The organism is Agromyces sp. Y182, from assembly GCF_059445385.1.
On record NZ_JCAIUF010000001.1, the window covers coordinates 38080 to 61031 of the forward strand.

The following is a 22952-nucleotide window of genomic DNA, read 5'->3' on the forward strand; positions in this document are numbered from 1 at the left end:
CTCGCCCGTGCTACCCGGCGAGTACCGAGGCGGCGCGACCGGCCCGCACCGCACGGGTCGCCTCGACGATGTGCCGCAGCGACTCGACGGTCTCGTCGTAGCCGCGCGTCTTCAGACCGCAGTCGGGATTGACCCAGAGCCGGGTGGCGGGGATCGCGCCGGCTGCGCGTTCGAGGAGCGCCTGCACCTCGTCGACGCTCGGCACTCGTGGCGAGTGGATGTCGTAGACGCCCGGGCCGATGCCGTGGTCGAAGCCGCTCGTCTCGAGGTCGTCGACGACCTCCATACGGCTGCGGGCCGCTTCGATCGAAGTGACGTCGGCGTCGAGGTTCTTGATCGCATCGATCACGACGCCGAACTCCGAATAGCAGAGGTGCGTGTGCACCTGCGTCGCCGGGGCCGCACCGCCGGTCGAGAGGCGGAAGGCACCGACCGACCACCCGAGGTAGGCGGGCTGGTCGGCGCGCTTCAGCGGCAGCAGCTCTCGGAGTGCGGGCTCGTCGACCTGGATGACCCGGATACCGGCTGCCTCGAGATCGGCGATCTCGTCGCGCAGGGCGAGCGCAACCTGTCGCGCCGTGTCGCCGAGCGGCTGGTCGTCGCGCACGAACGACCAGGCGAGGATCGTGACGGGGCCGGTCAACATGCCCTTCATGGGCTGCTCGGTCAGCGACTGGGCGTACGCGGACCATTCGACCGTCATCGGCGCCGGCCGCGAGACATCACCCCAGAGGATCGAGGGACGCGTGCAGCGCGAGCCGTACGACTGCACCCAACCGTGCTTGGTGACCGCGAACCCGTCGAGCAGTTCGGCGAAGTACTGCACCATGTCGTTGCGCTCGGGTTCGCCGTGCACGAGCACGTCGAGCCCGAGGTCTTCCTGCAACCGCACGACGCGCTCGATCTCCTCGCGCATGAGCGAGGTGTACTCCTCACCCGTGAGCGTGCCGCCCACCAGGCCGGCGCGGGCGCGACGGATCTCGCCGGTCTGCGGGAACGACCCGATCGTCGTCGTCGGCAGCTCGGGCAGGCCGAGGGACGCCTGCGCCACAACACGCTCGTCGTAGCTCGCGCGAGCGAAGTCACTCTCAGTGAGCGACGCGAGGCGGTCGCGTACGACCGGCACGCGCACACCCGGCGCACCGCCGCGATCGGCGAGGGCAGCGGATGCCGCGGCGAGCTCGCCCTCGATCGCGGCGCGCCCGTTCGCAAGTCCGCGACCGAGCGCGGCCACCTGGCCGACCTTCTGGTCGGCGAACGCGAGCCAGCCGACGAGTCGTGCATCGAGCGCATCCTCGTCGTCGACGTCGTGCGGCACGTGCAGCAACGAGGTGGAGGTGGAGACGGCGACGGTCGCGGTGAGGCGCTGAGCGGCCTCGAGCTGTTCGAATGCGGCGGCGAGGTCCCCGCGCCAGATGTTGTGCCCGTCGATGACGCCCGCGACCACCGTCTTCGCCGCGAGCGACTCGGCCGTCGCCGGGTCGAGCGACGCGGGCAGTACGCCGCGCACGAGGTCGAGGCCGATCGCCTCCACCGGGGTGGCTGCGAGGGCGGACAGCGCGTCGTCGAGCGAGCCGTATGGTGCGGCGACGAAGATCGCCGGGCGGCGTTCGAGGGAGCCCAGCGCGTCGTAGGCCGCAGCGACGGATTCGAGCACCCGGTCGCGTGCGACATCGATGCTCTCGCTCACGAGGGCGGGCTCGTCGAGTTGCACCCATTCGGCACCTGCTTCGGCGAGCTCCTCGAGCAGCGCCGCGTAGACGGGCACGAGGTCGGCGAGCCGGTCGATCGGCTGGAAGCTCTCGGGAGCCCCGTCGGCCGCCTTCGCGAGCAGCAGGAACGTGACGGGGCCGACGATCACGGGCCGGGTCACGAAGCCGGCGGCCTTCGCCTCGGCGAATTCGGCGAGGATCCGCTCGGCGTGCAGGGAGAAGTCGGTGTCGGGGGCGATCTCGGGGACGAGGTAGTGATAGTTCGAGTCGAACCACTTGGTCATCTCGAGCGGAGCGTCGTCGCCGACACCGCGGGCGATCGTGAAGTACCCCGCGAGGTCGATACCCCCATGCTCATCGGCGAGCCTCGCGAAACGTGGTGGGACCGCACCGACGGCCACGGCGGTATCGAGCACCTGGTCGTAGAACGAGAAGGTCTCGGGAATCGCCGAATCCGTGCGGGCCAGGCCGAGGGAGGCGAGGCGCTCACGTGTCGCGGCTCGCAGTTCGGCGGCCGTCTGCTCGAGTTCGTCGGCGGAGATCGAACCGGCCCAGAACGCCTCCACGGCTCGCTTCAGTTCGCGTCGGCGCCCGATGCGCGGATATCCCAGGATCGTGGCGATCGGGAAGGCGGGGGCATGGGTGGTCATCGTGCGGTGTTCCTTTCGTCGGCGAGCCGCTCGGCTCGCAGCCCGAGCCGGTCGACGACGTCGAGTACGGCCTCATGGCGGTTGAAGGTATAGAGGTGCAGGCCGGGGACGCCACCCGCGATCACGTCGGCGGAGAGCCGGGTGGCGAAGGCGATGCCGAGCTCTGCCTGCGCCGCGGCATCCGGCTCGATCTCGAGGTTGATCGCCAGCTCGGCGGGCGGTTCGACAGCGGTCAACTCGGTCAGGCGGGCCAGGCGAGCGGGCGTCGTGACGGGCATGATGCCCGGCAGGATGGGGATCGTCACGCCGCCCGCACGGGCACGCTGAACGAAGCCGAGGTAGTCGTCGGCACGCCAGAACAGCTGCGTGATCGCGAGGTTCGCACCCGCGATCTCTTTCGCGAGCAGGGTATCGACGTCTTGCCCGACGTCGCGCGATCGCGGATGTCCGCTGGGGAACGCCGCAACCGCGACACGTTCGGGGCGAGGCCGTTCCCTGATACGAGATGCCCCTGGATTTCCGGGCACGCCGATCTGGCCGAACGGCTCCCGTTCCTCCTGTACCCGGTGGATGAGTTGCACGAGCTCAGCGGCGCTGCCGAGGTCACCGATGCCGGCATCGGGGTCGGCATCGGTCGGCGGGTCGCCGCGCAGCGCCAGGAAGCTCGTGATGCCCGCATCGAGGAACTCTCGCACGAGCCGGTTGGCCTCGGCGTGGGAGGAGCTCACGCACGTGAGGTGGGCCATCGCTTCGACATGCGTATGCTCGAGCATGTATCGCAGCACCGTGAGGGACCGCGCGCGGGAACTGCCGCCGGCGCCGAAAGTCACCGAGATGAACGCCGGATCGACCTCGGCGAGCCGATCGATGGTACGACCGAGGGCCAGCGCCGCGGCATCGGTGCGCGGCGGGTAGAGCTCGAAGGAGATCGGCAGCCTGGGCCGACAGTCGTCGCCCGATGCATCGGATGAGGTCGGTGACATGGTGCTCCTGCTGGCGAGCGGCAACGGGGCGAACACGGCAGGCCGCGCTCCCCCGGCCGGAACGGCGGGTAGGTCTCGCGGGCGGGTGCCGGGCTCGGCGGTCGCTCCGTGTGGTCGGCTTCGGGCCGATCACAGATCGATCAAGAGCGACGATACGCCTCATCGGCCGTCGGCGAACGTCTGTGACGCGAGGTGACACGAGGTCGCGGCATCCCTCGAGCCAGAGAGTCATGGATGCCTCGGCGCTCGCGCCTCCGCGACGACCGCGCCGATCAGTCTCGGGCTGCTCCTGCGGCGCGCACTGGTCGGCAGCGCCGCCGGTCGTTCACGCCCGGACGGACGCCGCCGCGAACTCCTCGAGCTGGCCCGCGAGTTCGGGCGAAGCAAGCGCGCGAACGCGGGTGCCGTCTTCGGCATACTCGATCGACAGCACTCGCCCGGTCTCGTGGAGCGTTGAGACGACATCGCCCCGGTCGTACGGTACGAGCAGGTCGATCTCGACGGCGGGGTCGGGCAGCATGCGCGCGATCGCCTCGAGCACCTCGGGGATGCCCTCGCCCGTGCGTGCCGAGGCGAAGATCGCGCCCGGTTCGAGCCCGCGCAGCACGAGACGGTCTTCAGGCGTCACGAGGTCGGCCTTGTTGAAGACGATGAGCTCGGGGATGTCGCGTGCCCCGACCTCGCCGATGACGTCGCGCACTGTCGCGATCTGCCCGGCGGGGTCTGGGTGGGCGGCGTCGACGACGTGCACGATGAGGTCGGAATCGGCGACCTCCTCGAGAGTCGACCGGAAGGCCTCCACGAGCTGGTGCGGCAGATTGCGCACGAAGCCGACCGTATCGGCGATCGTGTAGACGCGCCCGTCGGCCGTCGTGTTGCGGCGCACCGTCGCATCGAGGGTCGCGAAGAGGGCGTTCTCGACGAGCACCCCGGCGCCCGTGATGCGGTTCAGGAGGCTCGACTTGCCGGCGTTCGTGTAACCCGCGATCGCAACGGACGGCACTGCGTTGCGCTTGCGGTTGGCGCGTTTGGCTTCACGCGCGGGCTTCATGCCGACGATCTGCTTGCGCAGCTTCGCCATGCGCGAGTGGATGCGGCGCCGGTCGAGCTCGATCTTCGTCTCACCGGGGCCACGGGAGCCCATGCCCGCACCGGTGCCGCCGACCTGGCCGCCGGCCTGTCGGGACATCGACTCACCCCAGCCGCGAAGCCTGGGAAGCAGGTACTCGAGTTGGGCGAGTTCGACCTGCGCCCTGCCTTCACGGCTCTTCGCGTGCTGGCTGAAGATATCGAGGATCACGGCGGTTCGGTCGATGACCTTGACCTTGACCGCGTCTTCGAGCGCGCGACGCTGGCTGGGCGCGAGTTCGGTGTCGGCGACGACCGTGTCGGCACCGAGGGAGGAGACGATGTGCCGCAGCTCTTCGACCTTGCCACGGCCGAGGTAGGTGCTCGGGTCGGGATGCGGTCTGCGCTGCAGCACTCCGTCGAGCACTCGGGCGCCTGCGGTCTCAGCGAGGGCGGCGAGCTCCCGCATGGAGTTCTCGGCCTCGTCTTGGGAGCCCTGCGAGTACACACCGATGAGTACGACGTTCTCGAGGCGAAGCTGTCGGTACTCGACCTCGGTGACGTCTTCAAGTTCGGTGGAGAGCCCTCCCACCCGCCGGAGGCCCGCTCGCGCCTCGCGGTCGTACTGCTCGCCGTCGGTGTCGGAGTCGGCGCCGAAGGCCGCTTCGGGCGCCATGAGCGCCGCTGCGGCATCGGAACCGAAGCGCGACACTCCGGCCTTGGTCTCAGCGCCACGGAGCACCCGCTCGACGGCATCGTCTGCGGAGTTCTGTTCGGCGTCATTCATCGTGTTAACCCTAGTTCCCGTCGCTGCGATAGGTTCCCCTGTATGGCCCCCGACCACTATTTCTCCTCTCGTCCGGGCGGCGAGGCCACTCTCCGCACCATCACCGCCACCATCGCGGGGCGCGAACTCTCGCTCTCCACCGCCGGCGGCGTGTTCAGCCCCGAGCATCTCGACACCGGCACCCGCATCCTTCTCGACCGTGCCCCCGCACCTCCAGCGACGGGCGACCTGCTCGATCTCGGCTGCGGGTGGGGTGCGATCGCGATCTCACTTGCGCTGCGATCTCCGGACGCCACCGTGTGGGCCGTCGACGTGAACGAGCGAGCTCTCGACCTCGTGCGTCGCAACACTGGTCGTCTCGGCATCACCAATGTCAACGCGGCGCTGCCTGGCGATGTTCCCGCGGACGTTCGATTCGCCGGCATCTGGTCGAATCCGCCGATCCGTGTCGGCAAAGCCGAATTGCACGCGATCCTCACGCAGTGGCTGCCCCTCCTCCAAGACGACGCGAGTGCGTGGCTCGTCGTGGCCAAGCATCTCGGCGCCGAGTCGCTGCAACGCTGGATCGCCGAAGAGCTCGGCCTCGAGGTCGACCGCGCGGCGCAAGACAAGGGATTCCGTGTACTCGAGGTACGCCACGCTGCAACCGCTCAGTGATGCATTCGTACGAACACGTCAGGCGAGGCTGAGTACTCCGTCGAAGACGAGCTCGGCGGGCCCTGACAGCGCGACGTGCTCGCCGTCGTCGGCCTGGAACATGCGCACACCCAGCACGCCACCGGGTACCTGAACCCGCCACGTGCCTGGCGCAGACTCGCCCGCCCAGTGCCGCACCGCGAGCGCCGCCGCCACCGCACCCGTGCCGCACGAGAGGGTCTCACCCGAACCACGCTCGTGCACCCGCATGCGGATGCGACCGACTCCGTCTTCGACGAGCGGCTCGGCGGGCACGACGAACTCGATGTTGGCACCGGCCTCGGGCACCGGCTCGAGCACCGGCTGGTACGCGAGATCGAGCCCCTCGAGCTCATCGTCATCGGCCAAGGCGACCACGATGTGCGGATTGCCGACGTCGATACCGAGTCCGGGGCGGGCGACCGGGAGGCTCTTGGCGCGCACGAGCGGCTCCCCGCCGGCGAGACGCCAGCGACCGAGGTCCGCCTCGAAGCCCGACGCGCTGCGGCGGACGGTGCGCACTCCGGCGCGCGTGCCGATCGCGATCGAAGCATCGGGGCCGAGATCGGCCAACCCCTGATCGAGCAGGTAGCTCGTGAACACCCGAATTCCGTTGCCGCACATCTCGGAGACGGTGCCGTCGGCGTTCCAGTAGTCCATGAACCACAGCGCTTGCGCGTTCTCGGCGAGAGCAGCCGCACCGTCGGCGAGGTTCGCGGAACGCACGGCACGGATGACCCCGTCGCCGCCCACGCCGAAGTGGCGGTCGCAGACGGCGGCGATCTGGACGGGCGTGAGTTCGGTCTCGCCTTCGGGATCGCTGAAGAGCACGAAGTCGTTGCCGGTGCCCTGCCCCTTGGTGAACCGCAGATCAAACGCCATCGGATCAGTCTATGGCCGCCTGGCGGGCGAGTTCCGTGGCTCGGGCGAACGAGTCGTCTGCGTCGATCGTGGCGGCATCTCGATACCGCTTGAACCAGCTCACCTGGCGCCGTGCGTAGGTGCGCGTGAGCTGCTGCGTCTCGGCGATCGCCTCTGCGCTCGACATGCGCCCCGTGATCTCACCGAGTGCTTGGGCGTACCCGATGGCTTTGCGAGCGGTGACCCCGCGCTCGAGGCCCTTCGGGATGAGCCCGCGCACCTCGTCGATGAGGCCGCCTCGCCACATCCGCTCGACGCGCGCATCCAGCCGCTCCACCAGGGGTGCGCGCTCGCTTCGGAGATGCACCACGCGATGCGCGCGCCACGGCACGGGTTGGTCGGGCAATCGCGCCGCCTTCGGTTCGCCGGTGACCTCGATGACCTCGAGCGCGCGTACGAGGCGGCGGCCGTTCTGCGCGTCGACACTCGCGGCTGTTGCGGCATCGATCGCGCGCAGCCGCGCATGCAAGAGCCCCGGGCCCTGCTCCGCGAGTTCGGCTTCGAGGCGGGCGCGCACCGCAGCATCCGTGCCGGGAAACCGGAAGTCGTGGATGACCGACGAGACGTAGAGTCCGGATCCACCGACCAGCAATGCGACGCCGCCGCGTGAGAGCACGTCGTCGATCGCGGCGCGGGCCGCCGACTGGTATTCGGCGACGGATGCCTCGGCGACGACGTCGAGCACGTCGAGCAGGTGGTGCGGCACCCCGTGTCGCTCATCGAGCGGGAGCTTCGCCGTGCCGATGTCCATTCCGCGGTAGAGCTGCATCGCGTCGGCGTTCACGACCTCCGCGGTGCGACCGTCTCGTGTGAGCGCCCCGGCGAGATCGAGCGCGAACGCGGACTTGCCGGTGCCCGTCGCGCCGACGATCGCGATGAGGGTCACGTCAGCGTTGGCCGTCGGCGGGATCGTAGATCGGCATGGTGCCCACTCCGGGCGAGACGAGCGGTTCGGCCCCGCGGGCTCGCAGCGTCGGCAGGCCGAGCGAGACGCGACCGGCGACGGATGTGCCGGGGGCGGCCGGGACGGCGCAGCTCTCTGCTTGGGCTCGATCCCATGCGTCGCCGGCCTGGGTGCGACGAATGCGCAATGGCGCATCGTCGACTGAATCGGCGAGCAGGTGGAACGGTGCGGCCTGCGTGATGGTGACGGAGACGACGTCGCCCGGGCGCGGCACCTCGGAGCCCTCGGGCACCTCGAAGTGCACGAGTCGACTGTCTTCGGCGCGACCGCTCAGCCGATGGGTCGCGTCGTCCTTCTTTCCGTCGGCGTTCGAGACGAGCACTTCGACGGAGTGGCCGACGAGTCGTTGGTTCTCTTCCCAGGAGATGCGATCTTGCAGGGCGGCGAGTCGTTCGTATCGCTCCTGAACGACCGCCTTCGGTACCTGGTCCTCCATCGTGGCGGCGGGGGTGCCGGGCCGAATGGAGTACTGGAAGGTGAACGCCGAGGCGAACCGCGCTGCTTCGACGACGCGAAGGGTCTCTTGGAAGTCCTCTTCGGTCTCGCCGGGGAAGCCCACGATGATGTCGGTGGAGATCGCGGCGTTGGGAATCTTCGCGCGCACGCGGTCGAGGATGCCGAGGAACTTCTCGGAACGGTAGGAGCGGCGCATCGCCTTGAGGATTCGGTCGGAACCCGACTGGAGCGGCATGTGCAGCTGCGGCATGACGCTCGGCGTCTCAGCCATCGCATCGATGACGTCATCGGTGAAGGCAGCGGGGTGCGGGCTCGTGAATCGGATGCGCTCGAGTCCGTCGATCTGGCCGGCTGCTCTGAGCAACTTGCCGAACGCCTGCCGGTCGCCGAACTCGACCCCGTAGGAGTTCACGTTCTGGCCGAGGAGTGTGATCTCGACGACGCCGTCGTCGACGAGCGCCTGGATCTCGGCGAGGATGTCGCCCGGGCGTCGGTCTTTCTCTTTTCCGCGCAGCGCAGGCACGATGCAGAAGGTGCAGGTGTTGTTGCAGCCGACCGAGATCGACACCCAGCCGCTGGAGCTCGAGTCGCGCTTGCTCGGCAGCGTCGACGGGAAGACCTCGAGCGAGTCGAGGATCTCGAGTTGCGCTTCGTCATTGTGGCGGGCGCGCTCGAGCAGGCTCGGCAGGGAACCCATGTTGTGCGTGCCGAACACGACATCGACCCAAGGCGCCTTCTCGAGGATGACGTTCTTGTCTTTCTGCGCGAGACAGCCGCCGACCGCGATCTGCATGCCCGCGTGCCGCCGCTTCACCGAGGCGAGGTGGCCGAGGTTGCCGTACAGCTTGTTGTCGGCGTTCTCTCGCACCGCACAGGTGTTGATCACGACGATGTCGGCTTCGGCGCCGTCGGCGGGAACATAACCTGCGGCCTCGAGGGAGCCCGAGAGCCGCTCCGAATCGTGCACGTTCATCTGGCAACCGAAGGTGCGGACCTCGTAGGTGCGCGGCGACGCTGCCGCTTCAGCGACCTGGTCGCGGGGTGTCTCATGAAGGGAGACGTCGTGAATGGTGCTCATGATCGCACCAGTTTACGAGCCATCCGCCGAGAGTGCCGCCGTCACCGCCTCGCGCACGATATGGCCGGGGTACCCGCGGCGCTGGAGGAACGCAGACAGGCGCCGTTCGGCGGTCTGCCGGTCGAGGCCCCTGAGCTGACGCGCTCGGCGCTCGGCGACCGCGCGCGCGTTCTCGAGCTCGGTCTCAGGGTCGAGGTCTTCGACGGCTTCACGAGCAAGCGAGGCGTCGACACCGCGGCGCCCGAGCTCTTGCAGGATCGCTCCGCTGCCTCGGCCTTTGCGCACGCCGTGGCTGTGCACGAGTTGTTCGGCGAGCCGGGCGTCGTCGAGGTACCCGAGTCGCTCGTAACGCTCGAGCCAGTCTTCGACCTCGCTGTCGTCGAGTCCGTGTTCGACGAGCACCGCGCGCACCTCTGACGTCGACAACGCCGAGCGACGAAGCCTGGAGACGACGAGCCGATCGATGCGCGCGTCTCGCTCTGCGCCGCTCTCGTCGGGAGCCGACTCCTCAGCCTCTGTCGCCCGCCGGCGAGCGCCACGGGCACTCGGAGCCGAAGGCTCCATCGCCGGCGCAAGCGCCGCAGACTCTCTCGTCAGCGCAGGAGCCGCAGGCTCTTTCATCGGTGCAGGAGCCGCAGGCTCCTTCGTCGGCGTGCGCCGGCGAGCACCATCGGCGCGACGTGCCGCAGGCTCTTTCGCCCACGGCAGGTAGGTGACCGGGGCGAGCCGCTCAGACGATGCATCGTTCATTTCAGTGCCCACCCCGGTCATCTCCGCTCGTTCGCGGTACCCAATTGGTCAGGCGCCCTTGCGCCCGAGCTTCGGCTCGATGGACTCGACGTTCGACGGAACCGCCGCAACGGCCGGTTGGCCGACGTTGAGCTTGACGAGGATCTTCTGCTCGATGTCGGCGGCGATGTCAGGGTTCTGCAACAGGAAGTTGCGGGCGTTCTCTTTGCCCTGGCCGAGCTGATCGCCGTCGTAGGTGTACCACGCACCCGACTTCTTCACGATCGCCTGATCGACGCCGAAGTCGATGAGACTGCCCTCGCGCGAGATGCCGGTGCCGTACAGGATGTCGAACTCCGCCTGCTTGAACGGCGGCGCCATCTTGTTCTTCACGACCTTGACCCGGGTGCGGTTACCCACTGCTTCCGTGCCGTCTTTCATCGTCTCGATGCGACGGATGTCGAGTCGCACCGAGGCGTAGAACTTCAGTGCCTTGCCGCCCGCGGTGGTCTCGGGGCTGCCGAAGAAGACACCGATCTTCTCGCGCAACTGGTTGATGAAGATCATGGTCGTGTTGGTCTGGCTGAGGCCACCCGTGAGCTTGCGGAGCGCCTGCGACATGAGGCGGGCCTGGAGGCCCACGTGCGAGTCGCCCATCTCGCCCTCGATCTCGGCGCGAGGCACGAGCGCCGCGACCGAGTCGATGACGATGAGGTCGATCGAGCCGGAGCGCACGAGCATGTCGGCGATCTCGAGCGCCTGCTCGCCCGTGTCTGGCTGGGAGACGAGAAGGGCATCGATGTCGACGCCGAGCTTCTTGGCGTATTCGGGATCGAGCGCGTGCTCCGCGTCGATGAACGCCGCGATGCCGCCGGACTTCTGCGCGTTGGCGATGGCGTGCAGCGTGAGCGTGGTCTTGCCCGAGGATTCGGGGCCGTAGATCTCGACGATGCGGCCGCGCGGGATGCCCCCGATGCCGAGCGCGATGTCGAGCGCGATCGAGCCGGTCGGGATGACCTCGACGGGGGCGCGATCTTCGCTGCCGAGGCGCATGACCGAGCCCTTGCCGAATTGGCGGTCGATCTGTGCGAGCGCGGTTTCGAGTGCCTTCTCGCGGTCTGCTGCTGATGCCATGGGTGGGGCTCCTTCTTGCTCGATTGCTGCTGCCTGTAGGCTGTCGTTCCACGTTGCGGGCCCAGACCGGCTGGCGCTGGCCCGCGGCGTCTCGCGACAAGGCGGTGCGGTGTGTTCCGACGCATCGACCGTATGGTCGGCCACCGACATCCGACGCCGGTTCGGCGAAGAATGTGGACGGATGCGCTGTTGCTCCTGCTGTTGAGGAGCCTAACGCAGTCTCCGAACGCATGTTCGAAGAAACGCCCGCGTGTCGAACACTTCTTCGGGCGCGATGGGGTGACCGAACGGACTACGGCTGCCCAGGCGAACGAGACTCCCCCGGAACCGGCCTACCGGCTCCGTGCCGACGCGACTCGGGGACATCCGTCGCCTCGCAGAGCGCCAACCAGACCTCGCGAGGCCGAATGCCCGCAGCGAGCGCCTCGCGTGCCGTGCGGTCGCCGAGCGACGCGAGCACCAGGTCGCCCACGATCACGCTGCCGTAGCCCGCGCCGAACTCGGTTTCGACCGCGGTATGGAACTCGCTCAGCTTCACGGGTGCCTCCCGGACAGGCGATCGGCCGGTCCGAGGACCGGCCGATCGCCAAAACGTTGAATAGTCAGCTCGCAAGTGGGTGGTGGTCAGCGGACCATCATGTCGGCGTCGAACTCGGCGACGAGCTCGTCTGGCAGGCTGTCGGGCACTACCGAGAGGCCTTCGATCACGGCGATACGGTCGCCGACCTCGTGCATGATCACCGAGATGGGCGTGTCGAGTGCATCGGCGACCGACGCGAGAATCTCTGACGAGGCCTCTTTCTGGCCACGCTCAACCTCGCTCAAGTAGCCGAGCGCGACGCTCGCCTTGGAAGCGACCTGACGAAGGGTACGGCCCTTCTGCAGGCGGAAGTCCCTCAGCACATCGCCGATCTCCTGTCGAACCAGGACCATCGGGAACCTCCTTCTCTCTGCCTACGACTCTGCTGGAGCCGGAAACCGGAGCGTCAGTCTACCTGACTCTCCGTGCTTCCAATCTAGCGTTGCACACTGGGGCTTTCGTGTGAACCTGCCACATGTAACAGGGTGTTCACGAAGACTATTCCGAGTGCCGCCGGTCGACTTCCGAGATATCCACGACGAGCGGTCGGATGCTTCGAGGCGGATCAGTCTCGTGCGAGCCGATCGAGCGCGGCGTCGAGCACCGCGACCACCGTCGCCGCGCGGATCTCGGCGCGACTGCCATGCAGCGCGAGCGCGATCGACTCGATCTCGTCGCCGAATGCGACGCCGAGGAAGACGGTTCCGGGCGACTTCCCGTCTTGACCGGTCGGGCCGGCGACGCCCGTCGTCGAGATGCCGAGGTCGGCCGCACGACCGTCGACCGCGAGCGCGCGGCGAACGCCGTCGGCCATCTGCCGAGCGACCTCGGGGTGCACGGCGCCCTCACTCGCGAGCAGCTCGGCCGAGACCCCCAGCACCGACCGCTTCACGTCGGTGTCGTACGCGACCACGCCGCCGTTCACCACGACGGATGCGCCGGGGATGCTCGTGAGTTCGGCGACGACGAGACCGCCTGTCAGCGACTCGGCGACGGCGATGCGCAGGCCGCGATCGGTGAGCTCGGCGATCAGCCGAGCTGCCGAGTCGACGGTCGCGCGAGGCATCCGCTCTCGCCCGTCTCAGCTCGCATCGCGCGAGGCGCGTGCGAGGCGCACGGCATCGCGCACGTACAGGAGCCCTGACCACAGCGTGAGGGCCAGCGCCAGCGCCATCACGGTCCAGTTCACCCAGAGCACCCAGTCGCCGAGAATGGTCCAGAGCGGCACGAGTGCGAGCGAGATCGCGACCGCCTGCACGACCGTCTTCAACTTGCCGCCCGATGACGCGGGCACGACGTTGCCTCGGCGTAGCTCGAAGAGCCGCCAGACGGTGATGCCGACCTCACGGACGACGATCACGATCGTCACCCACCACCACAGCTCGCCGAGGATCGAGAGGCAGACGAGGGCGCCGCTCGTGAGCAGCTTGTCGGCGATCGGATCGAGGATTTTGCCGAGGTCGGTGACGAGCCCGCGTGAACGTGCGATATGCCCGTCGATGCCGTCGGTGGCGATCGCCAGGATGAAGAGCACGGCCGCCGCCCAGCGCAGCCAGCCGTCTTCGCCGGCGTCGGCGAGCAACATCCAGAAGAACACGGGCGCTGCGAGGATGCGCACGACCGTGATCGCGTTCGGAAGGTTCCAGTTCGCCGATCGCGGGGGGCTTCCGGCGGAGGAGGTCATACGTCCAGACTACCGGGCGCGCCGTACGCGGGCCGAGCTCAATCGCGCCCGGTGAGACCCCATGCGTCTTCGTCAGCGTCTCCGTCGACCTCTGGGCGACCCTCGCTCATGCGGGCGACGGGATCGTCGTATCGAGCGTCGGGGGCGTCGTATGCCTCGGTCGGGGCGATGCCGTCGCCGAGCGGACCCGTCTGCGCCGCAGGAGCCGGAGCCGCGGCCGCCGTTGCCGCCGGCGCCACCGCGCGCGGGGCCGGAGCACTGGCCGGTTCTTCGCCTCGGAGACGTGCGAGCACACCGGCCAGCTGCTCGACGGTCACCAGCACGTCGCGCGCCTTCGACCCCTCGGAGGGTCCGACGATCTCGCGCGACTCCAGGAGGTCCATGAGGCGGCCGGCTTTCGCGAAGCCCACCCGCAGTTTGCGCTGCAGCATCGAGGTCGAACCGAATTGCGTCGACACCACGAGCTCGGCCGCCGCGAGCAGCAGCTCGAGGTCGTCGCCGATGTCGGAGTCGATCTGTTTACGGTCGACGGATGCCGCGACATCCTGCCGGTACTCCGGCCGTGCCTGCCGCGTGACGTGCTTCACGACCTTCTCGATCTCGGCCTCGGTGACCCAGGCGCCCTGCACGCGGATCGACTTCGAGGCGCCCATCGGCAGGAACAGCGCGTCGCCCTGACCGATGAGCTTGTCTGCGCCCGGCTGGTCGAGGATGACGCGGGAGTCGGTCACGCTCGTGACGGCGAACGCAAGTCGCGACGGAACGTTCGCCTTGATGAGACCCGTCACGACGTCGACAGACGGCCGCTGAGTCGCGAGCACGAGGTGGATACCGGAAGCGCGCGCGAGCTGGGTGATGCGCACGATCGATTCCTCGACGTCTCGGGGCGCGACCATCATGAGGTCGGCGAGCTCGTCGACCACCACGAGCAGGTAGGGGTAGGGCTTGAGCTTCCGCTCGGAACCGGCGGGCAGCACGATCTCTTCGTTGACGACGGCCTTGTTGAAGTCGTCGATGTGGCGGAAGCCGAACGACGCGAGATCGTCGTAGCGCATGTCCATCTCTTTCACGACCCACGACAGCGCCTCTGCGGCCTTCTTCGGGTTCGTGATGATGGGGGTGATCAGGTGAGGCACGCCCGCGTACGGCGCGAGCTCGACGCGCTTCGGGTCGATCAGCACCATGCGCACGTCTGAGGGCTTCGCGCGCATGAGCAGCGACGTGATCATCGAGTTGACGAAGCTCGACTTGCCCGAGCCCGTCGAGCCGGCGACGAGCAAGTGCGGCATCTTGGCGAGGTTCGCGACGACGTAACCGCCGCCGACGTCTTTGCCGACGCCGATCGTCATGGGGTGCTTCGCGTTGACGGCTGCGCCGGAGCGCAGCACGTCTCCGAGGGTGACGGTCTCGCGGTCGGCGTTCGGGATCTCGACGCCGATCGCACTCTTGCCGGGAATCGGCGAGAGGATGCGCACCTCGTTGGAGGCGACCGAGTAGGCGAGGTTCTTCGAGAGTGCGGTGACCCGCTCGACCTTGACGCCCGGGCCGAGCTCGATCTCGTACTGCGTGACGGTCGGTCCGCGCGAGAAACCGGTGACCTTCGCGTCGACGCCGAATTGGTCGAGCACCGCGGTGATCTGGCGCACGACGTCGTCGTTCGCCTGGGAGCGCGACTTCGGGGGCGGACCGGCCGCCAGACTCGACGATGCGGGCAAGTGATACGGACGATCCGGCTCGGCTGCCGCTTCCGGCTCGAATTGCGAGGGCTCCGCGCCTGCCGCCGCGGGAACGACGGCGCCGCCCGCATCGACCTCGTCGAAGACCGCGAGCACGTTCGTCGCCCCTGCGTCGTCACCGCGAAGGCCGGTGCCGCCGCGCGGCACGTCGCCCGTGAAGCCCTGCAGGGCCGACTCGGCACGCTCGAGGTCACCGAGTACCTCGGTGTCATAGCTGCTCGGAGCGGCCGCGACCTCGAGCGGCGTCTCGAAGCTGCCTGCGGCAGAACCCGCGCCGAAGACCTCGGTGAGGCCTTCCACTCCCGGCGCTTCGAACGACGGGTCCTCTTCGCGATTGGAATCGTTGCGACGCCACCACGGCACGAGACCGCCACGACCTGTGTCTTCGCCGTCGCCGTCTGCGTCGAGCGCGTCGAGGCCAGACAGTTCGGTCTGCACCGCCTTCTTGCGATCGCGACGCGACGGCTTCGGCCCGACTTCGGTCACGGGTTCGTCGTGCGTCGCCCCGAAGAGCCACTCGTAGAGCTCGCGGAACCGCGCCGGAATGCGGTTCGGCGGCGTCTTCGTGATGATCAGCAGCGCCAGCAGGAGGAGGACGATGACGACTGCCGTGGCCCCGGCCTGCGTGATCAGCGCGGTGAGCGGAGCCGCCACCATCCAGCCGAGGACGCCGCCCGCGCGGGCGAGCACGGCCATGCCCTCGCGGGGCTCGGGCAGGCCGCCGAAGAGGTGGCAGAGCGCGGAGACCGTGAGGAGCAACAGGCCGAGGCCGATGCCGATGCGGGTGTTGTCGTGCACGGAACTCGGGTGCCGGAAGAGCCACACGGCGAAGAGCAGCATGACGACGGGCAAGGCGAACGCGACGCGGCCGAACAGGCCGCCGAACGTCCACGAGTCGAGCGCCTGCGCGATGGGGTCGTTGATGAAGAACCACTCGACGACCGCACCGGCGATGGCGAGCACGACGATGAAGAACGGCAAGCCGTCGCGGCGCTCCTCTTTCGAGAGCGTCTCGGGTCCGAGTGCACGGGCGGCGCCGCCGGTGAGGTGAGCGAGTCCCATCCACGCGCGCACGACCACGTTCGGTCTCTCGGGCGTCTGGGACGTCTTCTTCGACGCGGCGGCACGAGTGCTCGCCGCGGGCAGCTTCTTCGTGGGCGCCGTGCGCGAACTCGAAGCACGCGAAGACGTGCCCGAGGCACGACCGTTCGACCTGGTGCTCGTAGCCATGCCCATAAGGCTACGGCCGCGCGCCCCCACCGGGTGTCAGCCGGACGCGAGTGTTCGCGATCCGCGAGGCGCATCCTGGGCCTGCGAAGCGCTCGACGGCTGGGCGCGCGATGGCGGACGCACGACGGCGGGGGCGCACGACGCTGACCGCACGACGATGCAGGTCACCGCAGCGACCGCACCATCGTGTCGCGGCCGGCGTGAGCGTCGACGATCGCGAAGCCCTCGGAGCGATACAACGACTCAGCGAAGTACTCCGCAGTTCAGAGCCTCCGAACCCTCAGAATCGGATCGCGTCGATGACCTTCACGCGCACCGCGCCGAGCGCAGGCAGGAGACCCGCGAGCGCGCCCACCGCGACCGCCGCGCCGATGCCGATGACCGCCGCCTCGATCGGGAATCCGGGAAGGTCCTGCACCTCGACGCCGCCCAGAGCCATGCCCATGAGCGGGCTGCGCACGAGCGCGATGGCGACTCCGACGCCGACGACGCCCGCCACGAAGGTGCCGACGACGGTCTCCATGAGCACGGAGAAGAACACCCTCCCGGCGGTCGCACCGAACGAGCGCCGCACTCCGATCTCCCTGATGCGGCCGCGCACGGTCACGAGCGCGATCGTCAGGAGGCCGAGCGCACCGAGCAGCAGGATCACGACCGCCACCCCGGTGACGAGGAGCTTGATCGGCAGGAACGGGTCGCCCTCTTGGGCCGCGTAGTCGGTGCGATATCCGTCGACCGTCGCGCCTCCACCCAGTTCGGCCATGAAGGCCTGCTTCATCGACTCGGTGAGCTCGTCGGCCGAGCCGTCGGGAACCCACATCTCGTACGCCGGCATGTACTCGCCCATCATCGGATCGGGCGTCGCAGACTGCAGCGGCAGGAACCCGTCGGCCAGGATGAACCCGCTCGGCTCGGTGTCCCACTCGCTCTGCGCGGGAGTGACGCCGATGATCACGCCCGTGGTCTGGCCCTTCCCGATCAGTTCGACCGTCGGATGGGTTGCGAGCGACGGACTCCCGAGCCGTTCCCAGAAGGCCTCGCTCACGATGACCGCCGGTGCCAGCCGATCGGCATCGCGCTCGGAGAACCAGACCCCCTCCATCAGGCGCACGCGGTGCATGATGCCGAAGTCGGGATCGACGACCTGCATCTGCACCGGCACCGCGCCGTCGACGAATTGCACCGTGAGGCTGCCCCAACCCGAGCGGCTCGCATATTCGATCTCGTGACGGTCGAGCGCGGTCTGCCACGCGGCGGCCGCAGCCTCGGTGTCGACGGCTCCACTCGCCGAGCTGACGTTGAGCGAGACCGTCGCGGGTCGCCCGCCATAGCGCTCCTGCATCTCGCGGCCGGCCTGCTCGGCGATCGCAGCCCCGGCGACCACGGTCGCGAGCGCGCACACGGCGACGGCGACGCCGATGAGCGACAGCAGCACGCGCCCGCGGTGGATGCGCAACTCTTCGAGGGCCTCGACGACCGTGCTCACCATGCCCGTCGCGGTGCGGGCCAGCCAGCCGGTCATGCGACTGCCTCAGCCGAGGCATCCGTCGTCTCGAGTCGCCCGCTCACGAGCCGGAAGTGCCGGTTGGCACGCGCGGCGATCGCGGGGTCGTGCGTGATCGTCACGAGAGCGGCACCGGTCTCGACGGCAACGGACTCGATGAGCGCCATCACCTCGGCACCGGTCTCGAGGTCGAGGGCACCGGTCGGCTCGTCGGCGAGGATCAGCCGCGGCCGGCGCACGAGCGCACGTGCGATGGCCACCCGCTGCTGCTCGCCGCCCGACAGTCGCTCGGGCTTCGTCGACAGCCGCTCCCCCAGTCCGACGCGTTCGAGCATGTCGCGGGCGATGCGCTCGCGCTGCCAGAACTCGCGCCCGCCCGAATACAGCAGCGGCGTCTGCACGTTCTCGAGGGCTGTGCGACCTGGCAGCAGGTTGAACTGCTGGAACACGAAGCCGATCTCGCGCCCGCGCAGCCGATCGCGCGCGCCGCTGCCGATGCGCCGCACGTCGTGCCCGAGGAACGCGAGCTCGCCCTCGGTCGGCGTGTCGAGAAGGCCGAGCAGGTTCAGAAACGTCGACTTTCCCGAGCCCGAGCGGCCGACGATCGAGATTCGGTCGCCTTCGAAGACCGTGAGGTCGACGCCCGAGAGGATCGTGAGCGGATGCCCGTCGGCGAGTTCCACCGTGCGACCGACGCCGCGTGCTTCGACGAGCGTCATTTCGTGACGGTTCCGCACGTCATCATGCCGTCGGGCGTCTGCACGCAGCCCTCAGCGCCGCTGTCGCCTGGCGCACCGGGCACGAACTGCAGCACCTGATCGCCCTCGGCGACGCCTTCGACGACCTCGACCTGGCTGCCGTCGCTCAGGCCGAGGCGTACGGGCTGCTCGGTGCGTTCGCCGTCGGGCGTCACGAGCCACACCACGCCGGTCTCGGCGCCGCCCTCGACCGCGGTGATCGGCACGACGAGGACGTCGTCGGCGCTGCCCGCGGAGATCGTGACCTGGGCGGAGAGGCCCGGGAAGACACGCACGTCGCCGGGCACGGCGCAACGCACAGTCGTGCCTCCGGATGCCTCGCCACCGGCGCCTGCACCAGCGCCACCGGCCGCACCCGCGGCCGATCCGGTCGGGCTGCTGCCGGCGCCCGACAGCGGCGTCGAGATCACCAGGCCCCCGCACGTGAAGGGCGCCGGACCGCCCGCGATGGTCACGGCCGCCTCGGTCGGCGCACTCGTCAGCCGATACTGCTGTTCGGGACTCAGCGTCGCCGTCACGTTGAAGCTCGGCGGGGCGACCTGGCCCGCGACATCCCCCGTGGCGACCGGTTGGCCCGCGATGACATCGAGGGAGGAGAGCACGCCCGCCGTCGGCGCGAGCACCTTCTCGAAGTGGAAGCTCGCACGCGGCACCGTGACCGTCGGCAGGCCGTCGGGGCCCGTCGACTCGACCGGTTCGACCGGATCCTCGACCTTGATGTCGAAGATCTTCTGTCCGGCGGCGACCTGCTGCCCCGCCGTCGCGAAGACCTCGTCGACCGTGCCGGTGCCCGTCGCCTTGACGGGCGCCGAGGCATCCGCGTTCACGGTGCCGGTGAGCACGACGTCGTTCGCGATGGAACCGCGTGCCACGACGGCCTGCGGCTCGGACACCGTGCCCGTGGGCGAGATCACCTCTGCGTCGGCCTCCGCCCGATCGGGGAAGAACGCGAGCTTCGCGAGTGCGATCGCGATCACCGCCACCATCACGATGCGAACGGTCGGGAAGATCCACTTGCGCCAGACGCCCACGGCACTCCTTCGTCGGGTCGCCCAGCCGTAGGGGCCGCCGGGCATCCCCACCACCTTAGGGATTCGGAGCGCCCCGCGGAATCCCTCTCAGGGAGGATTCGGGGTCATCCCCGACTCGGGGGCCACCGGTATCGACGTGCGTTGCGACGAGACCGAACCGAGCGGATGCCGCGGGCCGGGCCGACGCCGCCGCGACCGTGCACCTCGGCCCACGAGGATCAGGGCCGCCGCCGGAAGCAGGAGCGCTACGGGGCAGTCGTGATCGCGGCCACGAGCAGGCCGACTTCGCTGAGCGCCATCGACGGCGCCAGGAGGACTCGGGGCGGGGCGACGCGGTCGCCGACGCGCCCGTCATCGCCGGCCGTCGCCGAGGCTCGCCCCAGCGACCGCCCCGATGACGAGCGCGCCTCGCCGGGCTACGCCTCGATGACGAGCGGCACGAGCATGGGCCGACGGCGCAGGCGACGGTTCACCCAGCCACCGAGTACACGGCGCAAGATCTGCGAGAGTGCGTGCGAATCACGAACGCCGTTCTGCGCCGCCTCGGCGAGCGCCTCGATGATCTTCGGCTTGACGTCGTCGAACACCGACGCGTCTTCGGCGAAACCGCGCGCGTGGATCTCGGGCCCGGTGATGACCCGACCCGTCGACGCGTCGACGACGACGATGACGGAGATGAATCCCTCCTCGGCGAGGATGCGGCGATCCTTCAGGTCGGCGTCGGTGATCTCGCCGACTGTCGAGCCGTCGACGTAGACGAAGCCGAGGTCGAGCTGACCGACGACCCGCAGCACGCCGCCCCGCAGGTCGTAGACCGAGCCGTTCTCGCCGATGAAGGTGTTCTTCGCGGGGATGCCCGTGTCTTGCGCGAGCTTCGCGTTGGCGAAGAGGTGCCGGTACTCGCCGTGGATCGGCAGCACGTTCTTCGGCTTCAGGATGTTGTAGCAGTAGAGCAGCTCGCCGGCGGCCGCGTGGCCCGAGACGTGCACCTTCGCATTCGCCTTGTGCACGACGTTCGCACCGAGCTTCGTGAGGCCGTCGATCACTCGGTAGACCGCGTTCTCATTGCCCGGGATCAGGCTCGACGCGAGAATCACCGTGTCGCCCTCGCCGACCTCGATCTGGTGGTCGCGATTCGCCATGCGGGAGAGCACCGCCATCGGCTCGCCCTGCGAACCCGTCGACATGTAGACGATCTGGTCGTCGGGGATGTTGCCGGCCTTCTTGTAGTCGATGAGCACGCCCTCGGGCACATTCAGGTAGCCGAGGTCGGCCGCGATCGTCATGTTGCGCACCATGCTGCGACCGAGGAGCGCGACACGGCGGTGGTTCGCCCACGCGGCGTCGAGCACCTGCTGCACGCGGTGCACGTGGCTCGAGAAGCTCGCGACGATGACGCGGCGGGGAGCACGGTTGATGACCTCGTCGAGCACAGGACCGATCGAACGCTCGAGTGGGGTGAAGCCCGGGACATCCGCGTTCGTCGAATCGACCATGAAGAGGTCGACGCCCTCTTCGCCGAGACGCGCGAACTCGCGCAGGTCGGTGAGGCGCCCGTCGAGCGGCAGCTGGTCCATCTTGAAGTCGCCGGTCGCGAGCACGGTGCCGCCGTCGGTCTTGATCGCCACGGCGAGCGCGTCGGGGATCGAGTGGTTCACGGCGATGAACTCGAGCCGGAACGGGCCGATCTGCTCGTGCTGGCCCTCTTTCACCGTGAGGCTGTAGGGCTGGATGCGGTGCTCCTTGAGCTTCGCCTCCACGAGCGCGAGCGTGAGCTGCGAGCCCATCAGGGGAATGTCACCGCGGAGCTTCAGCAGGTACGGCACCGCACCGATGTGGTCTTCGTGACCGTGTGTCAGCACGACGCCGACGACATCGTCGAGGCGCTCCTTCAAGAAGCCGAAGTCGGGCAGGATCAGGTCGACGCCCGGCTGGTGCTCTTCGGGGAACAGCACGCCGCAGTCGACGATGAGGATCTTGCCGTCGATCTCGTAGCTGGTCATGTTGCGGCCGACCTCCCCCAGGCCGCCGATGGGGATGATGCGGAGCGTTCCGGCCTCGAGCGGGGCAGGATCGATGACGACGTCGGGCATGGGCCCTCCTTCTGTTGCGGTGTTCAGTTCGGTGCGGCCATTCAGGGCCGCGGATGTCTCATGGCGCGAGCGAACTCGTGCGTGCGACTAGCGCGTGGTGCCCGCCACCTTCGGCAGCGCGCCGCCCGCGGCGGCGTTGCGGTCGGGGCGGAAGTTGTGGAAGTCGGCGCCCGGGATGCCCGTGACGTGGTCGATCTCGTCTTCGATGAGGGCGGCCTCCCACTCTTCGGGGCCGACGAGGGGCAGGCGCACGCGCGGGCTGGCGATGCGACCGAGGCCGTGCAGGATGTACTTCGCGGCGACCGTGCCCGGCACGTGCGTCATGACGGCGCGCACGAGCGGTTCGAGCTGCTGATGCGCGGCGGTCGCCGTTGCCAGGTCGCCCGCGTTCACGGCGTCGATCATCTGGCGATACGGCGCCGGTGCGACGTTCGCCGTGATGCCGATGAGCCCGGTCGCGCCGATCGAGAGGTGCGGCAGCACGTTGGCGTCGTCACCTGAGAAGTACATGAGGTCGGTCTGGTTCAGCACTCGGCTCACCTCGGAGAAGTCGCCCTTGGCGTCTTTCACGGCGAGGATGTTCGGGTGCTTGGCGAGCCGCAGGATCGTCTCGTACATGATGGGCACCCCGGTGCGAGCCGGGATGTCGTAGAGGATGACCGGCAGGTCGGTGGCGTCGGCAACCAGACGGAAGTGCGTGAGGATGCCCGCCTGCGTCGGCTTGTTGTAGTACGGCGTGACGATCATGATGCCGTCGGCGCCGGCCTGCTCGCTGTGCTTGTAGAGCTCGATGGCGTGCGCGGTCTCGTTCGAGCCGCCGCCCGTGATGATCTTCGCGCGGCCGGCGGCGACGTCTTTGCCGACCTCGACGAGCTTGATCTTCTCGGGGTCGGTGAGCGTCGAGGTCTCGCCCGTGGTGCCGGTGACGACGATGCCGTCGGCGCCGGCCGAGATGACATCGTCGATGTGCTTCTCGACCCCTGGCCAATCGACCTCGCCGTCCGCCGTCATCGGCGTGACGAGCGCGACGAGCACTTGTCCGAAGGGATTATCTTGAGCCACGTGGTCAAGGCTATCGTCCCGCCCGCACGCATCGCTCCCACTGCAACCACGCGGCCTCAGCATCGACCGCAGCCCGATTCCCATTCGATGGATGCCGCGACCAGTGAAGCCTCACGT

Annotated in this window: 19 protein-coding genes; 1 reads left to right on the top strand and 18 read right to left on the bottom strand. The window is 68.8% G+C overall.

Annotated features, from left to right (window positions below):
* Window positions 1-10: 10 nt before the first annotated feature.
* From metE to hflX, 3 genes are all read right to left on the bottom strand, one after another.
* Window positions 11-2362 (bottom strand): 5-methyltetrahydropteroyltriglutamate--homocysteine S-methyltransferase, encoded by a 2352-nt coding sequence (metE, locus tag AC1C2R_RS00190; RefSeq protein ID WP_495378548.1) that lies wholly within the window; start codon window positions 2360-2362, stop codon window positions 11-13.
* A complete protein-coding gene (locus AC1C2R_RS00195) occupies window positions 2359-3345 on the bottom strand; it encodes a methylenetetrahydrofolate reductase (RefSeq protein ID WP_495350525.1) in 987 nt (328 codons plus the stop codon). Before AC1C2R_RS00195 ends, metE begins: the two co-directional genes overlap by 4 nt.
* Window positions 3346-3670: 325 nt before the next feature.
* Complete coding sequence (gene hflX, locus AC1C2R_RS00200) at window positions 3671-5200, bottom strand: GTPase HflX (protein ID WP_495350526.1); 1530 nt, start codon at window positions 5198-5200, stop codon at window positions 3671-3673.
* Window positions 5201-5242: 42 nt separating this feature from the next.
* Between hflX and AC1C2R_RS00205 the strand changes: the two genes are divergently transcribed.
* Window positions 5243-5857, top strand: coding sequence for a class I SAM-dependent methyltransferase (locus AC1C2R_RS00205; RefSeq protein WP_495378549.1), 615 nt, complete (start codon window positions 5243-5245; stop codon window positions 5855-5857).
* 18 nt (window positions 5858-5875) lie between these two features.
* Here the strand turns inward: AC1C2R_RS00205 and dapF are convergent, their stop codons facing one another.
* The 15 genes from dapF to dapA all read right to left on the bottom strand — a co-directional run bounded on the left by dapF (window position 5876) and on the right by dapA (window position 22835).
* Window positions 5876-6757 (bottom strand): diaminopimelate epimerase, encoded by an 882-nt coding sequence (dapF, locus tag AC1C2R_RS00210; protein WP_495350528.1) that lies wholly within the window; start codon window positions 6755-6757, stop codon window positions 5876-5878.
* A 4-nt stretch (window positions 6758-6761) separates the two neighbouring features.
* Entirely contained in the window at window positions 6762-7682 is a 921-nt protein-coding gene (gene miaA, locus AC1C2R_RS00215; protein WP_495378550.1) for a tRNA (adenosine(37)-N6)-dimethylallyltransferase MiaA, read from the bottom strand.
* A 1-nt stretch (window position 7683) separates the two neighbouring features.
* The gene (miaB, locus tag AC1C2R_RS00220) at window positions 7684-9294 is read right to left on the bottom strand and encodes a tRNA (N6-isopentenyl adenosine(37)-C2)-methylthiotransferase MiaB (protein ID WP_495378551.1); all 1611 of its coding nucleotides are present in this window, start codon (window positions 9292-9294) and stop codon (window positions 7684-7686) included.
* Between the two features lie 12 nt (window positions 9295-9306).
* Window positions 9307-10044, bottom strand: a complete 738-nt coding sequence (locus AC1C2R_RS00225; RefSeq protein WP_495378552.1) for a regulatory protein RecX — start codon at window positions 10042-10044, stop codon at window positions 9307-9309.
* 48 nt (window positions 10045-10092) lie between these two features.
* Window positions 10093-11157 carry a recombinase RecA gene (recA, locus tag AC1C2R_RS00230; RefSeq protein ID WP_495350532.1) on the bottom strand — a complete coding sequence of 355 codons (1065 nt, stop codon included), beginning with the start codon at window positions 11155-11157 and terminating at the stop codon, window positions 10093-10095.
* Between the two features lie 292 nt (window positions 11158-11449).
* Window positions 11450-11695 carry a DUF3046 domain-containing protein gene (locus AC1C2R_RS00235; RefSeq protein WP_495350533.1) on the bottom strand — a complete coding sequence of 82 codons (246 nt, stop codon included), beginning with the start codon at window positions 11693-11695 and terminating at the stop codon, window positions 11450-11452.
* 86 nt (window positions 11696-11781) lie between these two features.
* A complete protein-coding gene (locus AC1C2R_RS00240) occupies window positions 11782-12090 on the bottom strand; it encodes a helix-turn-helix domain-containing protein (protein ID WP_344293510.1) in 309 nt (102 codons plus the stop codon).
* A 212-nt stretch (window positions 12091-12302) separates the two neighbouring features.
* Window positions 12303-12803 (bottom strand): CinA family protein, encoded by a 501-nt coding sequence (locus AC1C2R_RS00245; protein WP_495350534.1) that lies wholly within the window; start codon window positions 12801-12803, stop codon window positions 12303-12305.
* 15 nt (window positions 12804-12818) lie between these two features.
* Window positions 12819-13421, bottom strand: a complete 603-nt coding sequence (gene pgsA, locus AC1C2R_RS00250) for a CDP-diacylglycerol--glycerol-3-phosphate 3-phosphatidyltransferase (protein WP_495350535.1) — start codon at window positions 13419-13421, stop codon at window positions 12819-12821.
* Window positions 13422-13459: 38 nt separating this feature from the next.
* A complete protein-coding gene (locus tag AC1C2R_RS00255) occupies window positions 13460-16393 on the bottom strand; it encodes an FtsK/SpoIIIE family DNA translocase (RefSeq protein WP_495378553.1) in 2934 nt (977 codons plus the stop codon).
* Between the two features lie 274 nt (window positions 16394-16667).
* Window positions 16668-17909, bottom strand: coding sequence for an ABC transporter permease (locus AC1C2R_RS00260; protein ID WP_495378554.1), 1242 nt, complete (start codon window positions 17907-17909; stop codon window positions 16668-16670).
* Window positions 17906-18610 (bottom strand): ABC transporter ATP-binding protein, encoded by a 705-nt coding sequence (locus tag AC1C2R_RS00265; RefSeq protein WP_495350538.1) that lies wholly within the window; start codon window positions 18608-18610, stop codon window positions 17906-17908. Before AC1C2R_RS00265 ends, AC1C2R_RS00260 begins: the two co-directional genes overlap by 4 nt.
* Window positions 18607-19725, bottom strand: a complete 1119-nt coding sequence (locus tag AC1C2R_RS00270) for an efflux RND transporter periplasmic adaptor subunit (RefSeq protein ID WP_495350539.1) — start codon at window positions 19723-19725, stop codon at window positions 18607-18609. The genes AC1C2R_RS00265 and AC1C2R_RS00270 overlap by 4 nt, the downstream gene beginning before the upstream one ends.
* 371 nt (window positions 19726-20096) lie before the next feature.
* Window positions 20097-21773 carry a ribonuclease J gene (locus AC1C2R_RS00275; RefSeq protein ID WP_495350540.1) on the bottom strand — a complete coding sequence of 559 codons (1677 nt, stop codon included), beginning with the start codon at window positions 21771-21773 and terminating at the stop codon, window positions 20097-20099.
* 87 nt (window positions 21774-21860) lie between these two features.
* Window positions 21861-22835, bottom strand: coding sequence for a 4-hydroxy-tetrahydrodipicolinate synthase (gene dapA / locus AC1C2R_RS00280; protein WP_495350541.1), 975 nt, complete (start codon window positions 22833-22835; stop codon window positions 21861-21863).
* Window positions 22836-22952 lie beyond the last annotated feature (117 nt).